Annotated in this window: 13 protein-coding genes and 4 pseudogenes; 14 read left to right on the top strand and 3 right to left on the bottom strand. The window is 56.8% G+C overall.

Translation table 11 applies throughout. From position 1 onward, the window contains the following. Positions 1-425: 425 nt before the first annotated feature. Positions 426-772, top strand: a pseudogene (locus SOP95_RS21980) (serine hydrolase); the annotation flags it as partial. Positions 773-831: 59 nt separating this feature from the next. Here the strand turns inward: SOP95_RS21980 and SOP95_RS21975 are convergent. Next, a complete protein-coding gene (locus SOP95_RS21975) occupies positions 832-1,605 on the bottom strand; it encodes an IclR family transcriptional regulator domain-containing protein (RefSeq protein ID WP_274076755.1) in 774 nt (257 codons plus the stop codon). A 145-nt stretch (positions 1,606-1,750) separates the two neighbouring features. Here SOP95_RS21975 and SOP95_RS21970 point away from each other — a divergent pair, with 145 nt between their 5' ends. From SOP95_RS21970 to SOP95_RS21945, 6 genes are all read left to right on the top strand, one after another. Continuing rightward, the gene (locus SOP95_RS21970) at positions 1,751-2,569 is read left to right on the top strand and encodes a shikimate dehydrogenase family protein (protein ID WP_323608303.1); all 819 of its coding nucleotides are present in this window, start codon (positions 1,751-1,753) and stop codon (positions 2,567-2,569) included. Positions 2,570-2,601: 32 nt separating this feature from the next. Then, positions 2,602-4,377: an FAD-dependent oxidoreductase gene (locus tag SOP95_RS21965; RefSeq protein ID WP_323608302.1), complete on the top strand. Its 1,776-nt coding sequence runs from the start codon at positions 2,602-2,604 to the stop codon at positions 4,375-4,377. Next, on the top strand, positions 4,346-4,666 hold the full coding sequence (locus SOP95_RS21960) for an NIPSNAP family protein (protein WP_274076752.1): 321 nt from the start codon (positions 4,346-4,348) through the stop codon (positions 4,664-4,666). The genes SOP95_RS21965 and SOP95_RS21960 overlap by 32 nt, the downstream gene beginning before the upstream one ends. A 72-nt stretch (positions 4,667-4,738) precedes the next feature. Next, positions 4,739-6,475 carry an FAD-dependent oxidoreductase gene (locus SOP95_RS21955; protein ID WP_323608301.1) on the top strand — a complete coding sequence of 579 codons (1,737 nt, stop codon included), beginning with the start codon at positions 4,739-4,741 and terminating at the stop codon, positions 6,473-6,475. 292 nt (positions 6,476-6,767) lie between these two features. Beyond that, on the top strand, positions 6,768-7,574 hold the full coding sequence (locus SOP95_RS21950) for a lytic transglycosylase domain-containing protein (RefSeq protein ID WP_323608300.1): 807 nt from the start codon (positions 6,768-6,770) through the stop codon (positions 7,572-7,574). Positions 7,575-7,685: 111 nt separating this feature from the next. Continuing rightward, complete coding sequence (locus tag SOP95_RS21945) at positions 7,686-7,934, top strand: hypothetical protein (RefSeq protein WP_274076749.1); 249 nt, start codon at positions 7,686-7,688, stop codon at positions 7,932-7,934. 146 nt (positions 7,935-8,080) lie between these two features. On the opposite strand, the pseudogene SOP95_RS21940 reads toward SOP95_RS21945, so the two are convergent. Then, positions 8,081-8,666, bottom strand: a pseudogene (locus tag SOP95_RS21940) (class I SAM-dependent methyltransferase). A gap of 634 nt (positions 8,667-9,300) precedes the next feature. Here SOP95_RS21940 and ycaC point away from each other — a divergent pair. The 4 genes and pseudogenes from ycaC to SOP95_RS21925 all read left to right on the top strand — a co-directional run bounded on the left by ycaC (position 9,301) and on the right by SOP95_RS21925 (position 14,000). Continuing rightward, the gene (gene ycaC / locus SOP95_RS21935) at positions 9,301-9,933 is read left to right on the top strand and encodes an isochorismate family cysteine hydrolase YcaC (protein ID WP_323608299.1); all 633 of its coding nucleotides are present in this window, start codon (positions 9,301-9,303) and stop codon (positions 9,931-9,933) included. A 205-nt stretch (positions 9,934-10,138) separates the two neighbouring features. Beyond that, positions 10,139-10,347 (top strand): annotated as a pseudogene (locus tag SOP95_RS21930) (hypothetical protein). 239 nt (positions 10,348-10,586) lie between these two features. Further along, positions 10,587-10,859, top strand: coding sequence for a DUF7693 family protein (locus SOP95_RS32230; RefSeq protein ID WP_442967751.1), 273 nt, complete (start codon positions 10,587-10,589; stop codon positions 10,857-10,859). Positions 10,860-11,423: 564 nt separating this feature from the next. Continuing rightward, positions 11,424-14,000, top strand: coding sequence for a bifunctional diguanylate cyclase/phosphodiesterase (locus tag SOP95_RS21925; protein ID WP_323608298.1), 2,577 nt, complete (start codon positions 11,424-11,426; stop codon positions 13,998-14,000). 103 nt (positions 14,001-14,103) lie between these two features. Here SOP95_RS21925 and SOP95_RS21920 read toward each other — a convergent pair. After that, positions 14,104-15,098: pseudogene (locus SOP95_RS21920) on the bottom strand (glutathione-independent formaldehyde dehydrogenase); the annotation flags it as partial. A gap of 100 nt (positions 15,099-15,198) precedes the next feature. Between SOP95_RS21920 and tnpA the strand changes: the two are divergent. The 3 genes from tnpA to tnpC all read left to right on the top strand — a co-directional run bounded on the left by tnpA (position 15,199) and on the right by tnpC (position 17,514). After that, positions 15,199-15,531 carry an IS66-like element accessory protein TnpA gene (gene tnpA, locus SOP95_RS21915; protein ID WP_323608296.1) on the top strand — a complete coding sequence of 111 codons (333 nt, stop codon included), beginning with the start codon at positions 15,199-15,201 and terminating at the stop codon, positions 15,529-15,531. Next, a complete protein-coding gene (tnpB, locus tag SOP95_RS21910) occupies positions 15,528-15,863 on the top strand; it encodes an IS66 family insertion sequence element accessory protein TnpB (protein ID WP_323608295.1) in 336 nt (111 codons plus the stop codon). Before tnpA ends, tnpB begins: the two co-directional genes overlap by 4 nt. A 61-nt stretch (positions 15,864-15,924) precedes the next feature. Next, entirely contained in the window at positions 15,925-17,514 is a 1,590-nt protein-coding gene (gene tnpC, locus SOP95_RS21905) for an IS66 family transposase (RefSeq protein ID WP_323608294.1), read from the top strand. Positions 17,515-18,145 lie beyond the last annotated feature (631 nt).

The following is an 18,145-nucleotide window of genomic DNA, read 5'->3' as shown; positions in this document are numbered from 1 at the left end:
CTCCCACAAGTCCGTGGGCAATCGTGCTTTCAATCTGATCCAGCACCCGGTTCGCCGTGATTTCCGCCGGGGAAAAAGGGGACGGATTTGTATTTAGCGAGGTCATCGGCCTGGTCGACGACATCCCGACCTGCGCCGAACTGGTGACACGCATGGTCGCTGAATGTCGCGAAGGGCTGGAGCAGGCACTGAATCGATTCGACCGATGATAGTGCCGAGTCATGCGGTGCACACAAAAAACTGTGGGAGCGAGCCTGCTCGCGATGGACGTTAACGATAATACGGGCTGTCTGGATGATCGCGCTGCCTGGACGTTCTTCGCGAGCAGGCTCGCTCCCACAAGTCCGTGGGCAATCGTGCTTTCAATCTGATCCAGCACCCGGTTCGCCGTGATTTCCGCCAGCATGATGCTGTTGGAAATGCCAACGCATACAGGCTACAAGGTCGCAGATATGACGCAGGGCTTGGGATGGGAGTTTACCCCTATCCAATTGAGCTCGACCGCTTGCTCGCGGGCAACTCGTACCCAATGATCCTTGAAACCCATGAAATTACCCGGCTCAACCCCCCGCTGCCACCGCAGGCTAACGTGCTCATTAACAAGCCAGGCATGACGGACGGTTTCGGCGCTTACATGGCCTTTGTTCCAGCCAAGGGCATGGGTATCGTGACGCTGGCGAACAAGAACTATCCCCTCCCTGCGAAGGTGAAAGCCGCCCATGAAGTATTGACGGCCCTGGATACCCGGATTGGATCGAGTGCGCGTCAGTGAGCGCTAGAAACTCTACGCACCTTAGCGAGGTGGCCTGGATGAGAGTTCGTCTCCTCTGCCTACAGCGTCATGATCGGCCGCAGCAGCGCCTGACCTTCATACAATGCCGACAGATACCGTTCGCGCATCTGCTCGACGGTCATTCGCGACGCATGGGTAGTGAGCGTCAAGGCGGCCTGCAACTGCCCTTCCCGATCAATCAACGGCACGCTCAGCACCCGCATGCCCACTTCATATTCCTGATCCACCAGCACGTAGCCCCGCTGCGCCGCCAAGGTGATTTCGGCGCGGATCCGGGTTTCGTCGGTGAGGGTGTAAGGCGTAATCGCCTGTGGCGGGTTGCGTTCGAAATAGCCGTCGAGCGCCTGCCCTGACAGGCTCGCCAGCCAGAGCCGGCCACTGCCGGTGCAATACATCGGCACCCGCGACCCAGGCCGAATCGACATCGAGGTGATGTGGCTGTAGCGGCTGCGCACAACGTGCACGATGTCATCCCCGTCGCGAATGCCCACCGACACATGTTCCTGGGTGGTTCGCGCCACCTGTTCGACGATCGGCCGCAGCATGCGCGGCAACACGGCCGAATCGACATAGGCCTGGCCGATGCGCAGGGTCTTGGCGGTCAGCCAGTAGAAGCGCCCATCGGTCTGCGCGAAATCGTCATGCACCAGCGTCAGCAGAAAACGCCGGGCGGCGCTCTGGGTCATGTCGGCCATGCGCGCCACCTCGGGCACACTCAGGCGCGGATGCTCCTGGGAAAACAATTGCAACAGCGCCAGCCCCTTTTGCAGGCCGACGATCAAATCCCGTTGATGGATGGTGGGTTGCTTCATCGATTCGGCTCTTAATCAGGCAAACAATGCGATTATCGCACTGATGATGCGATTATCAACTTAAACACCTTGTACCTTGATTGTTCACCTCCCTCCTCGCTTGCACTATCGGCCCCACAACACAGCCAAGAAGCGGGAGCATCAAATGATCCAGGGTTCGACTGAACTGGTCGCCATCGTCGGCTCACCGGTGACACAGGTGAAATCGCCGGAAAACTTCAACCGCTGGTTTGGCGAGCACCAGCAAAACGTTGCCATGCTGGCCATCGACCTAGCGCCGACCGCCCTGCAGAACTTCATCGAGACCTTGCGTGGCTGGCAAAACCTGCGCGGTTGCGTGGTCACCGTCCCCTACAAACAGCTGCTGGCCGGCCGCCTGGACAGCGTCAGTGAGCGCTCGGCGGCGCTCGGCTCGGTCAACGTGATCCGACGCGAGGCCGATGGCCGGCTGGTGGGCGATATCGTCGACGGCGAAGGTTTTCTCGGTGCTGCGCGCCAGCAGGGTTTCAATCCGCAGGACAAGCAGGCGTTGGTGATCGGCACCGGCGGAGTCGGCAGTGCGATTGCTTACTCACTGTGTCAGGCCGGGATCAGTCATCTGGTCATCAGCGACTTGAGCGCAGAGCGCGTCGAGATGCTCGGCGAACTGTTGCGCGATGCTTTCCCCGAGATCGTGATCAGCGCCAACCCTGCCTCGCTCGAGCACTTCGATCTGGTGGTGAACGCCTCGCCGGTCGGCATGGGCGCCACCAGCGATGAAGGCCCGCTGCCGTTGCCGCACAACCTGATGCAAACCTTGCAAACGTCGACGCTGGTGGCCGATGTCGTGACTTCGCCGGCCGTGACGCCGTTTCTCGCCTTCGCCCAAAGGCGTGGTTGCCCGATCCAGACCGGCCCGGAAATGGCCTTGGCGCAACTGGGCAACCTCGGCCACTTCATGGGCGTCACACCGCTGCAGATCTGATCTGCGGCCGTGTCCTCGACAGGCGATAGACAATGAACATGACTACCCACTTCCCTGCCGGTGCCGACCTGGCCTACGACGTGATCGTCCTGGGCAGCGGTGCCGCCGGTTTCGCGGCGGCAGTGACCGCCTCTTGCCGCGGCCTCAAAGTCCTGCTGGTGGAAAAGACCGAAGCCTTTGGCGGTACCTCGGCCATCTCGGGTGGCGCGATCTGGCTGCACGACACCGATCAGGCCCGGGCCGCCGGGCATCACCTGAGTGCCGACCAGATGCGCTGCTATCTCAAGCAAGTGATCGGTGCCGGCTACAACCCTGAGTTGATCGATTCCTTCATCGACAATGGCCGCGAAGCCTTACGTTTCCTGGAGACCCACAGCGAGCTCAAATACAGCCTGCGGCCACTGTCGCCCGACTATTACCCGGATTTGCCCGGCGGCACGCAAACCGGTCGCGCCCTGGAAATCGACGAGTACGACGGGCGCAAGCTGGGTGAGCACTTCAAGGACCTCAAGCGCCCCCCCGACGGCATGCTGCTGTTCGGCGGCATGATGGTCAATCGCGTCGACATCCAGCACTTCCTCAGCTTCAAGGGCTCGCCGCGATCGCTTTGGCACTGCCTGAAACTGATGGGCCGATATGCCCTGGATCGCCTCAACCATCCACGGGGCACACGTCTGACCGTGGGCAATGCCTTGATCGCACGGCTGGCAACCACCGCCTTCGCCAATGGCGTCGACTTGTGGCTGCAGGCGGCCCCCGAAGCGCTGCTTGTCGAACAGGGCACCGCAAAGGGTGTGCAGATCACCTGGCGCGGGCAAACCCGCAAGGTATTTGCCAAGGGCGGCGTGATATTGGCCATGGGCGGATTTGCGGCCGGTGCCCAAGCCGCCCAACAGCGGCCAGTGACTGACTCGGAACACTGGAGCATGTCGCCAACGGCCAACGTGGGTGACGGACAACGACTGGCCGCTTCGGTCAACGCGGCCATTGGCGACAACCTTGCGGCGAATTTCTTCTGGGCACCGGTGTCGGTGCTGCGCAAGGCCGACGGCAGCCAAGAGCGCTTTCCGCACCTGGTGACCGATCGGGCCAAACCCGGCGTGATCGCAGTCAACCGCGCCGGTCGACGCTTCGTCAATGAGTCGGACTCCTACCACTGCTTCGTCGAAGGCATGTTCGCCAACGGCGGCGCCAATGCGCCCTGCTGGCTGATCTGTGACAGCGAAGCCTTGAACCGATACGGCATGGGCCTGGCCCGTCCGCGACCGGTCGATAACAGCGCGTTGATAGACGCCGGTTATCTGCTGCGCGCAGACAACCTCGCCGAACTGGCCCTCATCGCTGGCATCGATGCCACGGCACTGGAGCAGACCCTGGCGCAGTTCAACGCCGATGCAGCCCTTGGCGTCGATCGTCAGTTCGGTAAAGGCAGCAGCGCCTATAACCGCTACATGGGCGACCCGCTTCACAAACCCAACCCGTGCCTGAAACCGCTGCACAAGGCGCCGTATTACGCGATTCGCCTGTTCACCGGTGACCTCGGCTCGGCCCGCGGACTGATCACCAACGGCCAGGCCAACGTGCTCGACCGCAGCGGCGCACCGATCCCCGGCCTTTACGCCGCCGGCAACGAAATGAATTCGATCATGGACGGCACCTACCCCGGTCCCGGCATCACCCTTGGGCCCGGTATCACCTTCGGTTACCTCGCCGCCAGTGATATCGCGGCCCGTCTGGACCGCAGCACAACCCAACAACCCCACACTGGAGAACAGCATGTACTACGAACTGCGCACCTACACGATTAAACCGACCCGCCTGGGTGACTGGCTGGCCCTGTACAAAAACGCGGCATTGGCCGTGCAGCAGGAGCACCTGGGCAACCTGGTCGGTTTCTTCACCACCGAAATCGGTGAGGTCAACCAGGTGGTGCACATCTGGGCCTATGCCAGCCTCGACGATCGCATGGCCCGGCGCAACGCCATGGCAGCCGACCCGCGCTGGCAGGACTTTGCCCGACAGAACAAGGAACTCGACGCTGTGGTGACGCTGGAGTCGCGCCTGCTGCGCCCGACCGACTTTTCACCTTTGCAGTAACCGTCGTCCTGCCGGGTCGCTTCCACTGGGGAGCGGCCAGCTCCTGCGATAAAAACAACAATGGAGGTCGCCATGGGCGTCTTGCCGTCGACTGACGTCGACAATCTTGTCTGTGATGTCCTGGTCATCGGTTCCGGCGCCTCGGGCCTGGCCAGTGCCGTCACCTGCGCCGAGCTTGGCCTCGACGTCATCGTGGTGGAAAAAGAGCCTGTGCTCGGCGGCACCAGTGCCTGGTCGGGCGGCTGGCTGTGGATCCCCCGCAACCCGTTGGCAGTCGCCGAAGGGACAGTGGAAGAGTTCGAACAAGTGCGGACTTACCTGCGCAATGAACTGCACAGCGAGGTGCTCGACCAACGCATGGAGATGTTCCTTGAACAAGGCCCGAAGATGGTCGATTTTTTCCAGCGCCATACCGAAGTGCAATTTTTCTCCGGCAGCAAGATGCCTGACTTTCATGCCAGCGAAGGTCATGCCAGGGGCGGTCGCTCGCTCTGCGCCCTGCCGTACGATGGTCGTCGGCTGGGTCCCTGGATCAACAAGCTTCGGCGTCCGCTGGACCTCATCAGCCTTGCCGGGATGGGTATTGCCGGTGGCGCTGATCTCAACCACTTTCTCAACGCGAGCCGATCTGCACGCTCAATGCTGTATGCCGGCAAACGCCTGTTGCGCCATGCCCGTGACCTGCTGTGCCACGGCCGCAGCATGCACCTGGTGAACGGCAATGCATTGGTCGCCCGGCTATTGAAAAGCGCACTGGACCGTAACGTTCGACTGCTGACCGATACGCTGGTACAGCAACTGCTGCAGGAGGACCAGCGTGTGGTCGGTGCACGTATCGAGCGCAGCGCACGCCCGTTCGACATCCGCGCACGACGTGGTGTGGTGATGGCCTGCGGCGGATTTCCGCACGACCGACAGCGGATTGCCCGGCAGTTCGCCCATGCCCCGGATGGCGCCGGACACCTGAGCGCTGCCCCCAAGGGCAATACTGGCGACGGTTTGCGCCTGGGTGAAAGCGTCGGCGCTCGCGTGGCATCCGACTTGCCCCATGCCGCTGCCTGGGCACCTGTCTCTCGCGTGCCGCGCGAGGACGGAGGTTTCAGTGGCTTTCCCCATTTGATGGAGCGGGCGAAACCGGGCTTTCTCGCGGTGCGTCAGGATGGTCGACGCTTCGTCAACGAGGCAGACTCCTACCATGACTATATGTGTGCACTGTTCGATGCCTGCGGACCGGAAGAACCCCCGGTGTCCTGGCTGATCTGCGACCACCGTGCCCAGCGGCGCTATGGCCTGGGCTGGTCGAAACCCTTTCCATTCCCGACAGCGTCCCATGTTCGCATGGGCTACTTGATCAAGGACCCGACCCTGGCGGGACTGGCACGCCAATGCGGGATTGATGCGCAGCAACTGGAAGCCACGGTCAACTCGTTCAACCAGTTTGCCGAGAAAGGCTGCGATCCGCAGTTTCGGCGCGGTGAGTCGCTGTACAACCAGAACCAGGGGGAAATCCTCCATGGTCCCAACCCCTCCCTTGGCAGCCTGCGCCAGGGACCGTTCTATGCGGTGAAGCTGGTGCCAGGCAGCCTCGGGACCTTCGCCGGACTGCACACGGATGCCTGTGCCCGGGTATTGGACAAGAATGACGCGCCGATTCCAGGGTTATTCGCTGTGGGTAATGACATGAACAGCATCATGAACGGTTTCTACCCTAGCGGCGGCATCACCCTCGGGCCGGGCATGACGTTTGGTTACATCGCAGGCAGGACACTTGCAGGGCTGTCAGATCGGGAAGAAAGAGACGAAGGCTAAAAGAACTGATCCACCGTCTTGCAGAGAGTCAAATTGGGTCGGTTGCGACGGGCAGTCATCGGCTGTGGATCAACCGGTCGATGCAACACAACTGAACTCTGTGTAAGCAGAAGGAGACATTCGTTTGCGGCGGAATACCCCCAAGCCCGTACGTCAACGCAAGTTCCAAGGCCGGTCACAAGGGGTATAACTATCAGGACAACAGGCGGGTCACTCAGAACAGGTCCTCAAAACGCAGCGCCCGGGTCAGGCGCTCCGGACCTGATCGGCCCCTGCGGCGCGGAGCGATGTGATGAGTTCCAGAGCATGGCGATGGGCTCGCAAGAGCCTTCTTGGCTGCATCGAGCTGGCCTTGCTGGTCACGCCACTGTGCGCCAGCGCCATGTTCAAGTGCCAAGCCAGAGACGGCGCCATCAGCTACACCACCCAAGCCATCGCCAGCGCCCGCTGCACTCGCCTGGATGACATGGCGGGCGTCGACGCGAAGGCAAAGGCCCTGCCACGGCTTGTGCGGGACGACAGCCCAGGCGCGGTGCGGATTCGGGTGTTCACCTTCGTTCACAAGGGTGTTCGTCAGTATGTTAGCAGGCGCCCCGTCGGGATCTCCGCACGGGTCGATGTCCTTGAGCTCTATTACATCAAGGGCTGCTATCTGTGCATGGCGCCGAAGGATTTCAAGGTCGCCTCACTGCGCCTGGACACCCATTCCTATCGGCGGGAGATCGAAGCCGCTTCAGGTCATTATGGTGTCGACAGGGCGCTGGTCCGCGCCGTGATACATGCCGAATCGGCGTTTCGCCCCAACGCCATTTCCGAAGCCGGCGCCCAGGGGCTGATGCAGTTGATGCCCGCCACCGCCGAGCGCTTCGCCGTGGACGATCCGTTCGACGCTCGACAGAACATTCGTGGCGGCGTGCGCTACCTGGCCTGGCTGCTCAAGCGCTTCAACGGCAATCAGAAGCTGGCGTTGGCCGGTTACAACGCTGGCGAAGCGTCCGTGGTCGAGTACAACGGGGTGCCTCCTTACGCCGAGACGCAATCCTACGTCAACCTCGTGCAGTCCTTGACCGAACGCAATCGCAACGATCGCTTTCCCTGAGACCTCTCTCAACCCATCAAAAAGTTTGAACCGCTATTGAACGCGCTCGCCTAATGATCAGCTTGTGGAAAATCCCATAGGCAATGTGCCAATACCGGCATACTCCGAGAGGTGGTGAACGTGGCTAAGGACGAGAAAAAAAGCAAAGCTGAGTCTTCGAAAGCCAGTAAGGATTTGAAAGACAAAAAGTCATCGACGGCAAAGAAATCAACGGCGGCGTCGGCTCTTTCGAAAGCTGCCGGAAAGAAAGACAAGAAAAAAGATATCGAACCGAAAAAAACTGCCAAAAAAGCTGATAGCAAGCCAGAAAAGGCCAAGAAATCAGATAAGGCAGAAAAGTCGGCGAAAAAGAAAAAGTGACATCTGCTATCTGCCAGGGCTTTACGCCCTGGCTTCCTCACGCTGTGTTGCCATGGATGTCGCCACCGGCAGCAATGGGTCGATTGGATTTCTTCGGGATAGACAGCAATCGGCCAGGAGCAGTCTTCCGTTTTAAGTCTTCCGTTTTAAATGGTCTTACGCGTTAGCCAGGCCCCCCAGAACAGACTACTGAAGAAACGAGTAGCATCTCCAAATCCAGAGTCATGCATTAATTGTTGAACCGCAGCCTAGGAATGTGGCGGGTCAGCTCCCTGAAGAATTTTTCCTAACTTGGCCTTCACTTCATCGGGGCTGGCGCCACCGCTGCCCCCAGGCGGCAAGCAATAACGGTTGGCTGGCATAAGCATATTGATTGCCCGCGACAATCAGCGGCGCACCCGGCTTTAGATGAGCCCGAATGGATCGTAAAATTTGTCGCTTCGCAACATCCCCATCGAGATGATGAAGCACACCGATCAAGGTGGCTGCGTCGTATGACTCGTCCGCTGCCAGGTTTTCAACATGCCCAAGATGCAAACTTGTTCTTTCGAGCAAATTGTTTGCCTCCAGCTGCTGCGCCGCAGCCTCCAGCATCGGCTCGGATGGATCAACGGCAGTGAAGCGCCATGTCGGCTCCAGCGTTGCCATCGCAATAATCTCCTGAGCCGTACCGCCAGCGCCAACGACCAGTATTTTCGAGGAGCGAACATTGCCGAGGCTTGCCGCCAGCATGCACGCAGCAAGATCCTGGCAGGCGTCATACCCAGCTAATGCGATACGGCTCTGCCGCCCGTACTCATTGGCCCGTGAAGTATCAAATTTTCCAGCTGCGTTTAGAGGATGATTTCAAGGCGGTTCTCCATGTCCTTGAAAAATAAACTACGCCACATACTGAAATAATAAAAATTCATTAATTTTATTAAGTGTATTCCTGCAAGGAATATTGAACACACCTTCGCGACAGACAGTTATGGGTTGATATCTACCGGTTGGCGACTTAATGGCAGCGTGCTGAAAGTAGTTCGCCATCTATCACTAGACTTTCACATTAATCGGCATACGGTGGATACAGCTCCTTTTGTGATTCCCAGCCCGCCCTCCCCATCGCGGGCTTTTTTTTCGCCCGCAAAAAAGTGCTGACCGCTAGGCATCACGGTTGGGACGTTACGGATAAAAGCCTAGCCGGGCTCGGCGGCCCGAATTGGCGACTAGAGCAAACCGAAACGCCTCCTAGCCAAAACGTTTTGAATTGTCTCATCTCAATTGACAGTCAAACGCATTTCACCTGCTTTTTCCCCACCCTCCAGATCCTTAATCTGAGCCCATGTTGAACGACAACATTCACTCACTTCAAAAGGACTTCATCATGAGCAACGCTACCTACAACCGCTTGAACAAAGACGACGCAGTAGTGCTGTTGGTCGACCACCAGACCGGCCTGATTTCACTGGTTCAGGACTTTTCATCCAACGAGTTCAAGAACAACGTACTGGCCCTGGCAGACGTCGCCAGGTTTTTCGAACTGCCGACCATTCTCACCACCAGTTTTGAACAAGGCCCGAATGGCCCATTGGTGCCAGAGTTGAAGGAGATGTTTCCTGACGCGCCTTACATCGCTCGACCCGGTCAGATCAATGCCTGGGACAACGAAGATTTCGTCAAGGCAATCAAGGCCACCGGTCGCAAGCAATTGATCATCGCCGGCGTAGTCACGGACGTCTGCGTAGCATTTCCGACCCTGTCGGCACTGGCAGAAGGTTTTGAGGTGTTCGTGGTGACCGACTCTTCCGGTACGTTCAACACCACTGTGCAACAGGCATCCTGGAACCGAATGACACAGGCCGGTGCGCAAATGATGAACTGGTTCTCGGTGGCCTGTGAGCTACAGCGCGACTGGCGCAACGACATCGAAGGCCTGGGTAATCTCTTGTCCCAGCGCATTCCGAACTATCGCAACTTGATGAACAGCTACTCGGCATTGACGGCACGCCAATCGTAAGTCTGGTTTGCAACCCAAGGCCCGCTTTTGCGGGCTTTAGGCATGGTCTAGACGTGGTATTTCTCACTCATCACTCATCACTCTTTTCGAATGGGGCTGTCGCGCCTTCGTAATCAAATCACAATCACTTCGTCAGCCAGGGCTCACCGATGGAGGAGCCGAGCCCGGACTTTACTCCGCTGACCGCTTCCACGGAGGAATCACAATGTCGAACGCAGACCTGCTCCCTTCCCTACTCTTCAAGATCAACCAAAATCAATTGGCACTCGAAGCCGCGATCATGGAGCTGACGCTCTGGGTCGAGCAGCGGATCAGGCGGAGGTCGCCGGCAACGTACGCGGAGCGCTGGCAACGATCACCAAGAACGAAGAGTTCATAAGCATGACGTTAGCGGTGCTCATGACGCCTGAGTGAATAGGCCTCGAGTTTGTAGGCTAGCCGGGCCCATTGGCCCGAAGGATCGAACTCCCTGTTGACGCCACTTCATACCGCAGCTTAGCTATCGGCAGGCGATGACTCGACCCCAGAATGATTTGAACACAACCTCTCCTCTCACTGCCCGCGGTCTGCCAGGTGCTGACGGACGTCGTGCTTGGCAAACGCTCATGATGCGAAGATCCATCCCATCCTGGAGTGAGATCTAACACAGCCTCATGTCCGTTGAGATTGATGGATGGCGGCTCACACTATTCAATGACTGTGACACCCTGGACTACTGCGAGTACTGCAGGTCGCCTGATGGTAGAGTCGGGACATTTGAACTCTGGCAGCGCGACGGAGCCGATTCTGTCGAACTACTGAATGCCTGGGAGCGTAACAGCTCGAGCGGTTGCTCGCCGCGCTCTGATCGCTTCCAACCGGTATTTCGTCTTCACGCGCCCAAGGAAAGCATTGCGCACACTCAGTGCAATCTGAGGTCAAACTGATATGGTCTTTTTTTGTGAATCTGAGCCTTTTTAGGCTTTCATCTTTCTTATAAAGTATGCGCCCCCCGCATTCATAGAACATTGATCGGCCGCCCATTGTCTTTAGGTCTATGAAGACTAATGACCGTGGCAGTGTTCAGGCACCCCGTGTAAAGTTTTCTCTATGAACCTTCACAGCAAAACATTCCTCGAGTCTCGATTTGACGTTTTGCTTTCACCACGAACAACCATCTTCAAACGCGACACACAGTCCACCAATGCCGTCTACCGAAACCCTGCGCACTGACGCCGAGGGCAAACGCTTGCTGAGCACCGCAACGCCCCGTTTGTCTATGGCCCTACGATTTCACGCTAGACATATTACTTCGGGAAAATACAGGGCCCACACCCGCGATAGGTCTCAATCCTTCACCCGGATTGGCAAGCGCAATATCATGCCTTCAACATGAACGATCTGTCCTTACGATGGCTCCAAGAGCTACTACGCTCTGGTCACTGAAAAATTTATCCCGCGGTCGATAAAAGTGACCGAGACCAAATCTCAGATTTATCACTTGGAGTGTTATGTCGAAACCTGACGCTTTTATCACTGCCCGCGAAGCCCCGTTGAATTCAAGCGTTGCGCTCACCAGAGCCTCATTATTCAAGTTTGCTGGGTTACTGGGCACAGTGTTCATCCTCGCTACGGGCATGCTGGTTTTCGTGGCGAAAAATCTAGATGGCACCGAAGAAACCAGGAGCGCTTTTTACGCCGAAAAAGCTGTTCAGACGCTTGAAAAAAATCTTCGATCCACCATCAAGGATTACGCCTTTTGGGGCGATGCATATAAACATCTGCACAAAACCGTGGATGCGGACTGGGCGTTTACCCGACAGAACCTTGGCCCGACGCTTTATTCCGATTTTGGTTTCCCAGGTCTGTTCGTGATAAACGCAGCAGACCGGAGTGTCTACTCGGTCGTAAATGGTGAGCTGACGACCATTGAAGCTGCGGACTGGTTGGGACAACCTTTAGGGCCAGTGCTCGACCAAGCTCGTCGGGGCGCAGATAGTGAAACAGCGGTAACTACCTTCCTCAATGTTCGCGGCGTTCCTACTCTCGTTGCAGCAGCGGCGATAACCCCGGGAGCGGATCCCACTGTCCAATCTGAAAATGGGCCATCGTCGGTACTGCTTTTCGTGGAAACACTGGACAACGTCACGCTGCAGGGAATGGGAAGTGATTATGGAATCGAAAGATTGCACGTCGCTACACCTGACGAGATTCACAAGAAATCCATCCTGCTGCTAGGCGACAACGGATCGGCCGGTGGATTGCATTGGGAACCGGCAAAGCCCGGCATCCGATTGTTGGGATTTATACTTCCATTGATTGCCACAGCTGCTCTTCTGCTAGGCCTCATGATATGGGCCATTCTTCGACGTACGACAGCTGCCGCCAAAGCACTCGATTGCAGCTATGAGCATTTGCAATCAAGCCAGGTAGCCCTCGCTGAGAGTGAAGCCCGTTTTCGAGATATCGCGGAAGCAAGCTCCGATTGGATCTGGGAAATAAATCAAGACTGGCGCTTCACCTACCTCTCTGAAAGATTTGAAAGTATTACAGGGCTATCTCGAGAGGCCTGGATCGGTGCAAAAATTGATGACCTGCTTCACATGGAATTCGGCGCCGTATCACAGTGGCTAAGCATCCCTCATCGCCGTCACAACATCAGCGTTCAATGTTCTTACGTCGATACGAAAGGCACTGCGCGCATTACCCGATTATCGGCACGAGGACTCGTCGATCATGGATTTCGTGGTACGGCAAGCGATATAACAGATGAGGTGGAAGCGCGTCGGCGTATTGAATATCTTTCGCAGCATGATGCGCTGACAGGGCTCCCAAACAGGACGAGGTTACAGGAGTTTCTAGACGGCAAACTTAAAGCTGCGCCTACCCCCGAGCATCCCCTAGTGATGCTTATTTTAGACCTTGATCGATTTAAACCGGTAAACGACCTTCTCGGGCATGCGGCTGGTGATGAGGTGCTCAATGAAGTGTCCCGCCGGCTAGGTGAGTGTGTGCGCAGCGGAGATCTCGTGGCGCGGATTGGCGGCGATGAGTTCGTGTTAATTCTTAACGATGTGAGCTCAGCTGAGGAAGTAGAAACGGCATGCCGGCGTTTGATTGATTCGATTGAAAAACCAGTCAAGATCGAGGATCAAGAGGTTTTTGTCAGTGCCAGCATCGGAATTTCGATGGCACCTAACGATTCAACGCAAGCAGCAGAATTACTCCGCTATGCGGATATCGCCTTGTACGAAGCGAAATCCGCAGGTCGAAATACCTGGCGATTCTATGCCAACGAAATGAACACCAAGATTATCGAACGCCGCCAGCTCGAAAACGATCTTCGCCATGGGATTAAACACGGTGAGCTGCGTCTCCATTTCCAGCCTCGCTATCGCATTGCAGACGGCAAAATGGTCGGAGCTGAAGCACTTGTACGCTGGCAGCATCCTAAACGAGGCCTTGTATCCCCTGATACTTTTATTCCTATTGCAGAAGAGACGGGGCTCATCCTTCCGCTGAGTAACTGGGTACTCACAACCGCTTGCGGCCATGCGGCCCGCTGGCCAAAAAAACTATTTGTTTCAGTCAATCTTTCCCCGACCGAGTTTCAACGCGGTAATTTGGTTGAGCGGATAGAGAAAGCAATCACAACGACGGGGCTAGAAGCACAACGTCTGGAATTGGAAGTGACCGAGAGTGTCATGCTTGAAGACGCATTGGGTGCTCTAGAGGTTATGCGAGCGCTGAAGCGGGTAGGTGTACGTCTTGCAATGGACGACTTCGGTACTGGTTATTCTTCGCTCAGTTATCTGCGCTCGTTCCCGTTTGACGGACTCAAAATAGACCGCAGTTTTGTCAACCGTCTGGGGGAAAGCGAGGAGGATAGATCGATCATTCAAGCCATCGTAGGTTTGGGTCGCGCTTTATCTTTGACCGTAACGGCCGAGGGTATTGAAACCGGGCTACACCTAGATTTGCTCAAAGAGGCCTGCTGCGAAGAGGGCCAAGGATACTTCCTGAGTCGACCGTTAAATAGTGATGATTTTGAGTCTTTGCTGATGGCTGGACAGGAGCTGAGTAAGTAGCCTTACACGTTAGTTCGCATCATTTGTCTCCTGGTCACGCAGCTGGTGAATGGGCCTGATCTTTTGACCAGGCGCATCCACTCATCCGGCTCAAGCCGCAGGTTTTGAGTACAACTTTTGTCCACCCATTGTCACGCGCATCGAAATGCTTATAGGCGTCAGGCCCCTCGGCGAGTTTCAGTCGATGGGAGATGATCTGCGCGGGGTTGGCCCGACCATGGTGAATGAGTTCGGCCAGCCGGCGGTTGTAGGCTTTGACGTTGGCTTGTCCTGTTCGAATCTGCTGCCCCTTGAACCAGAAAGCGCCGAAGTCGAAGGCCATCTTGCCCTGCTTCGCGAGCGGATCTTTAGCTCCAGGGTCTTCGGGTACAAATACACCGACGACACCTATCCCGCCGGTTGCCTTGGTTGAAGCCACAAGATTATTCATGGTTAGGTAGTTCGCTTCATGACCATGCCGGTCACAGCATTGATAAACCCACGCATTCACACCCGCGATCCGTGCCCTTGCCATGGGTCAGATTAAGAATCTGATCCACCGCCTCCTTCTCCAGGGAATTGATCGGTGTGGCGCCAAGTTGCGATGCAAGCTTCAAACGGTCGGGATGATTGTCCACCACGAAGACCTGCGACGCGCCCTTGATCATGGCAGAATGAGCTGCCATTAAGCCGACCGGGCCAGCGCCGTAAATTGCAATACTTTCACCGGGCAGCAACCCGGCCAATTGTGGCGTGCCAGCCGGTCGGAAAGATGTCAGAGAGCATGACGTAGTCGTCTTCACGCTCCTGCGCGTCCTCGGGTAGCACCAGGCAGTTGAAATCTGCATATGGCACACGCAGCAGTTCAGCTTGCCCACCTTGATAGGGGCCCATGTCGGCAAAACCATACGCGGCACCTGCAGTACCCGGGTTCGCAGTCAGGCAAAAACCCGTCAGGCCCTTCTCGCAGTTTTCGCAGAAGCCGCAACCGATGTTGAACGGCAGGCAAACGCGGTCGCCTACCTTGACCCGATCAACGCCGGCTCCCACCTCGATAACCTCACCGAGGTTCTCATGCCCAAATACACGGCCTGTCTCCATTGAGGTGCGGCCTTCGTATGCGTCCGGCCAAGTCATCTACCCAGCCCCGCAAAGCCAAGACATGGTGTGCACTTAAATTTAAGTGGGCACCAGTTCTAGCCTTTTAAGCGGGTATTTCATGCAGCCAACACGCCGTTCCTATTCCAAGTCCTTCAAGGCCCAGGTCATTCAAGAGTGTGCCCAGCCCGGCGCTTCGATTGCCAGCATCGCTCTCAGCCATAGCCTCAATGCAAACCTCGTCCACAAATGGATTCGCCTGCAAACGCAGAACAGCACGGCGCTGCAACCTGCATTTATTCCACTCCCCATGCCGCTGGCCGGAGCAAATGCGCAAGCTGCATCGCCCAATATTTGTGTTGAAATCCAGTACCCGCGTGGCACCGTCAAAGTTAATTGGCCAACTGAAAATGCTGCCGCTTGCTCGACCTTTCTTCGAGACCTTCTGCGATGATTCGCATCGACTCCATCTGGCTCGCCACAGAGCCGATGGATATGCGCGCAGGCACCGAAACGGCGCTAGCCAGGGTGATTGCGGTGTTCGGTGCGGCGCAGCCGCACTGTGCTTATCTGTTCGCCAATCGCCGCGCCAATCGCATGAAAGCGCTGGTGCATGACGGCTTCGGAATATGGCTGGCGGCGCGCCGGTTGAACCAAGGCAAGTTCCACTGGCCTGGCGTTCGCCATGGCTCAGAAATGGAACTGGATACCGAGCAACTTCAGGCATTGGTGCTCGGGCTGCCATGGCAACGCGCAAGTTCTGGAGGCTCGATCACACTGCTTTAGCGGCAGCCATTAGTCCATCGACTTATCGCCGCAAATTGCCTGCTCTGGCTAAATCAGCCCCATGACTTCGCTCCCCAATCTCGACCACCTGTCCCCTGAACAACTGCGCGCCTTGGCGGCGCAGTTGATGCAGCACGTCGAGAGCCTCGACAACCAGGTTGACACGCTGGGCAAGACGGTCGAAACGATGGGTAAAACCGTTGAGACTATGGGCAAGAAGATCAACCGCGACCAAACGTTGATCGAAAAGCTGACTCATGAAATCGCACAACTCAAGCGCTTGAAATTTGCCAAACGCAGCGAGCAGATGAATCCTGAACAGGCCAGTTTGCTCGATGATCTGATCGATACCAATATCGCGGCGATTGAAGCAGAGCTTCAAGCCTTGCAAACAGTGCTGGCTCCGACCGAGCAAAAGCAAAAGCCCAAACGCACTGCTTTGCCGGCAGAGTTTCCACGCACACTGATCCATCACGAACCGGACAATACTTACTGCCCATGCGGCTGCGCCCTCAAGCGCATCGGCGAGGACGTCAGCGAGAAACTGGACTACACGCCCGGCGTGTTTACCGTCGAACGCCATGTGCGTGGCAAATGGGTCTGCGATGACTGCGAAACGCTGATCCAAGCACCCGTTCCGGCGCAGGTTATTGATAAGGGCATTCCGACTGCGGGCCTACTTGCCCACGTCATGATCGCCAAGTTTGCCGACCACCTGCCTCTTTACCGTCAGGAATCGATCTTCGGTCGAGCGGGCCTGGCGATTCCACGCTCAACCTTGGCTCAATGGGTTGGCATAACGGGCGTGCAGTTGCAGCCTCTGGTCGATGCGTTGCGCGACGTGGTACTCGGGCAGCAGGTTATTCATGCCGATGAAACACCTGTGCAAATGCTGATGCCCGGAACAAAGAAAACTCACCGCTCCTATGTCTGGGCCTACGCCACCAGCCAGTTCTGCGAAACAGCAGCTGTTGTTTATGACTTCAGCCCGAGCCGCGCCGGTGAGCATGCTCGCAACTTCCTGCAAGACTGGAGGGGCAAGCTGGTCTGCGACGATTTTGGCGGCTACAAGGCCAGCTTTGAACTCGGCGTGACCGAGATTGGGTGCATGGCCCATGCACGGCGCAAGTTCTTCGAACTGCACGCTACGAATAAAAGCACGCTCGCCGAGCAAGCCCTGCGCTATATCCAGTTGCTGTACGAAATCGAAAGAGAAGTCCGCGACCTGGAGCCGGATTTACGGCGCCGAATACGGCAAGAAAAAGCCGCGCCGATAATGGAGATGCTGCATGCCTGGATGATCGCCCAGCGCGATCTTGTGCCCGAACGCTCAGCCATTAGCAAAGCACTTGATTACAGCCTGAAGCGCTGGGCAGCGCTGTCGCGCTACCTTGATGACGGGGCTGTACCCATAGACAACAATTGGGCCGAGAACCAGATCCGACCATGGGCTCTTGGACGTAAGAACTGGCTCTTCGCAGGCTCGCTACGCAGCGGAAAACGGGCGGCTGCGATCATGAGTCTGATCCAGTCGGCGCGACTTAATGGACATGACCCGTACGCCTATTTGAAGGATGTTCTCACGCGCCTGCCGACGCAGCGGGCGAGTGAAATCGGACAGTTACTGCCACATAAGTGGATGCCAACTTGATCTGCGCGATGTGAGCCATGCGTAGACTGACTGCTTATGGTCAGTCTCGACGTTTAACTCTTTGGGAACACCCTATAGCCGCGAAGACGCAGCCTGGTATCCAAAAGCCAGGATTGCCGGTGCCTAAGCCTACGGCAAGTAGCGAGATGCCTACTGCGAGCATGATGCGTTCTCCATAACCGAAAAATCCATTCACAACTGATCTGAACTTAGCATAGGCCCATCGCAATAGCGGAAAAGAAATCGTCATTTTTGCAGGAACCATGGGATTCATCAGATCGCTAAGATGAGTAAAAAACGTAGATATCTCCATGCAAGGTGAGATGCCCGCACGGTTACCGGCCTTCGTACATATGCAGGTCTGAACCACAGATGTTAGTCGTGGTAATCCGAACCAGGACGTCTGTGGGTTTTTCAATTTTGGCATCGGTGACATTTATCACAGGACTCCAAGACGATCCCTGTGGGTCGTCTACAGCCGTTCGCGATGGGTAGAACACGGCCAGAAGCAGCCATCATCCAAGGCATCTGCTGGTTCGCCATCTATCGCAAAATTTTTCAACAGCTGGAGCACGACGTCGGCCACGTTGTGTATCGAGCAGGCTGATCACGTACTTAATATGGCGACCAC

Source organism: Pseudomonas sp. YuFO8, from assembly GCF_035065025.1.
Taxonomy (GTDB): Bacteria; Pseudomonadota; Gammaproteobacteria; order Pseudomonadales; family Pseudomonadaceae; genus Aquipseudomonas; species Aquipseudomonas putida_AE.
Note: the sequence above shows the minus strand (reverse complement) of the source record. Positions and strands in the feature narration are given on the sequence as shown.

Excerpts from the sequence above, each read along its gene's own strand:
- SOP95_RS21960 (WP_274076752.1), top strand. The coding sequence starts at position 4,346 with ATGTACTACGAACTGCGCACCTACACGATTAAACCGACCCGCCTGGGT.
- tnpA (WP_323608296.1), top strand. The coding sequence starts at position 15,199 with ATGCAGCCAACACGCCGTTCCTATTCCAAGTCCTTCAAGGCCCAGGTC.
- SOP95_RS21970 (WP_323608303.1), top strand. The coding sequence starts at position 1,751 with ATGATCCAGGGTTCGACTGAACTGGTCGCCATCGTCGGCTCACCGGTG.
- SOP95_RS21950 (WP_323608300.1), top strand. The coding sequence starts at position 6,768 with ATGAGTTCCAGAGCATGGCGATGGGCTCGCAAGAGCCTTCTTGGCTGC.
- SOP95_RS21925 (WP_323608298.1), top strand. The coding sequence starts at position 11,424 with ATGTCGAAACCTGACGCTTTTATCACTGCCCGCGAAGCCCCGTTGAAT.
- SOP95_RS21955 (WP_323608301.1), top strand. The coding sequence starts at position 4,739 with ATGGGCGTCTTGCCGTCGACTGACGTCGACAATCTTGTCTGTGATGTC.
- tnpC (WP_323608294.1), top strand. The coding sequence starts at position 15,925 with ATGACTTCGCTCCCCAATCTCGACCACCTGTCCCCTGAACAACTGCGC.
- SOP95_RS21975 (WP_274076755.1), bottom strand. The coding sequence starts at position 1,605 with ATGAAGCAACCCACCATCCATCAACGGGATTTGATCGTCGGCCTGCAA.
- tnpB (WP_323608295.1), top strand. The coding sequence starts at position 15,528 with ATGATTCGCATCGACTCCATCTGGCTCGCCACAGAGCCGATGGATATG.
- ycaC (WP_323608299.1), top strand. The coding sequence starts at position 9,301 with ATGAGCAACGCTACCTACAACCGCTTGAACAAAGACGACGCAGTAGTG.
- SOP95_RS21965 (WP_323608302.1), top strand. The coding sequence starts at position 2,602 with ATGAACATGACTACCCACTTCCCTGCCGGTGCCGACCTGGCCTACGAC.
- SOP95_RS32230 (WP_442967751.1), top strand. The coding sequence starts at position 10,587 with ATGTCCGTTGAGATTGATGGATGGCGGCTCACACTATTCAATGACTGT.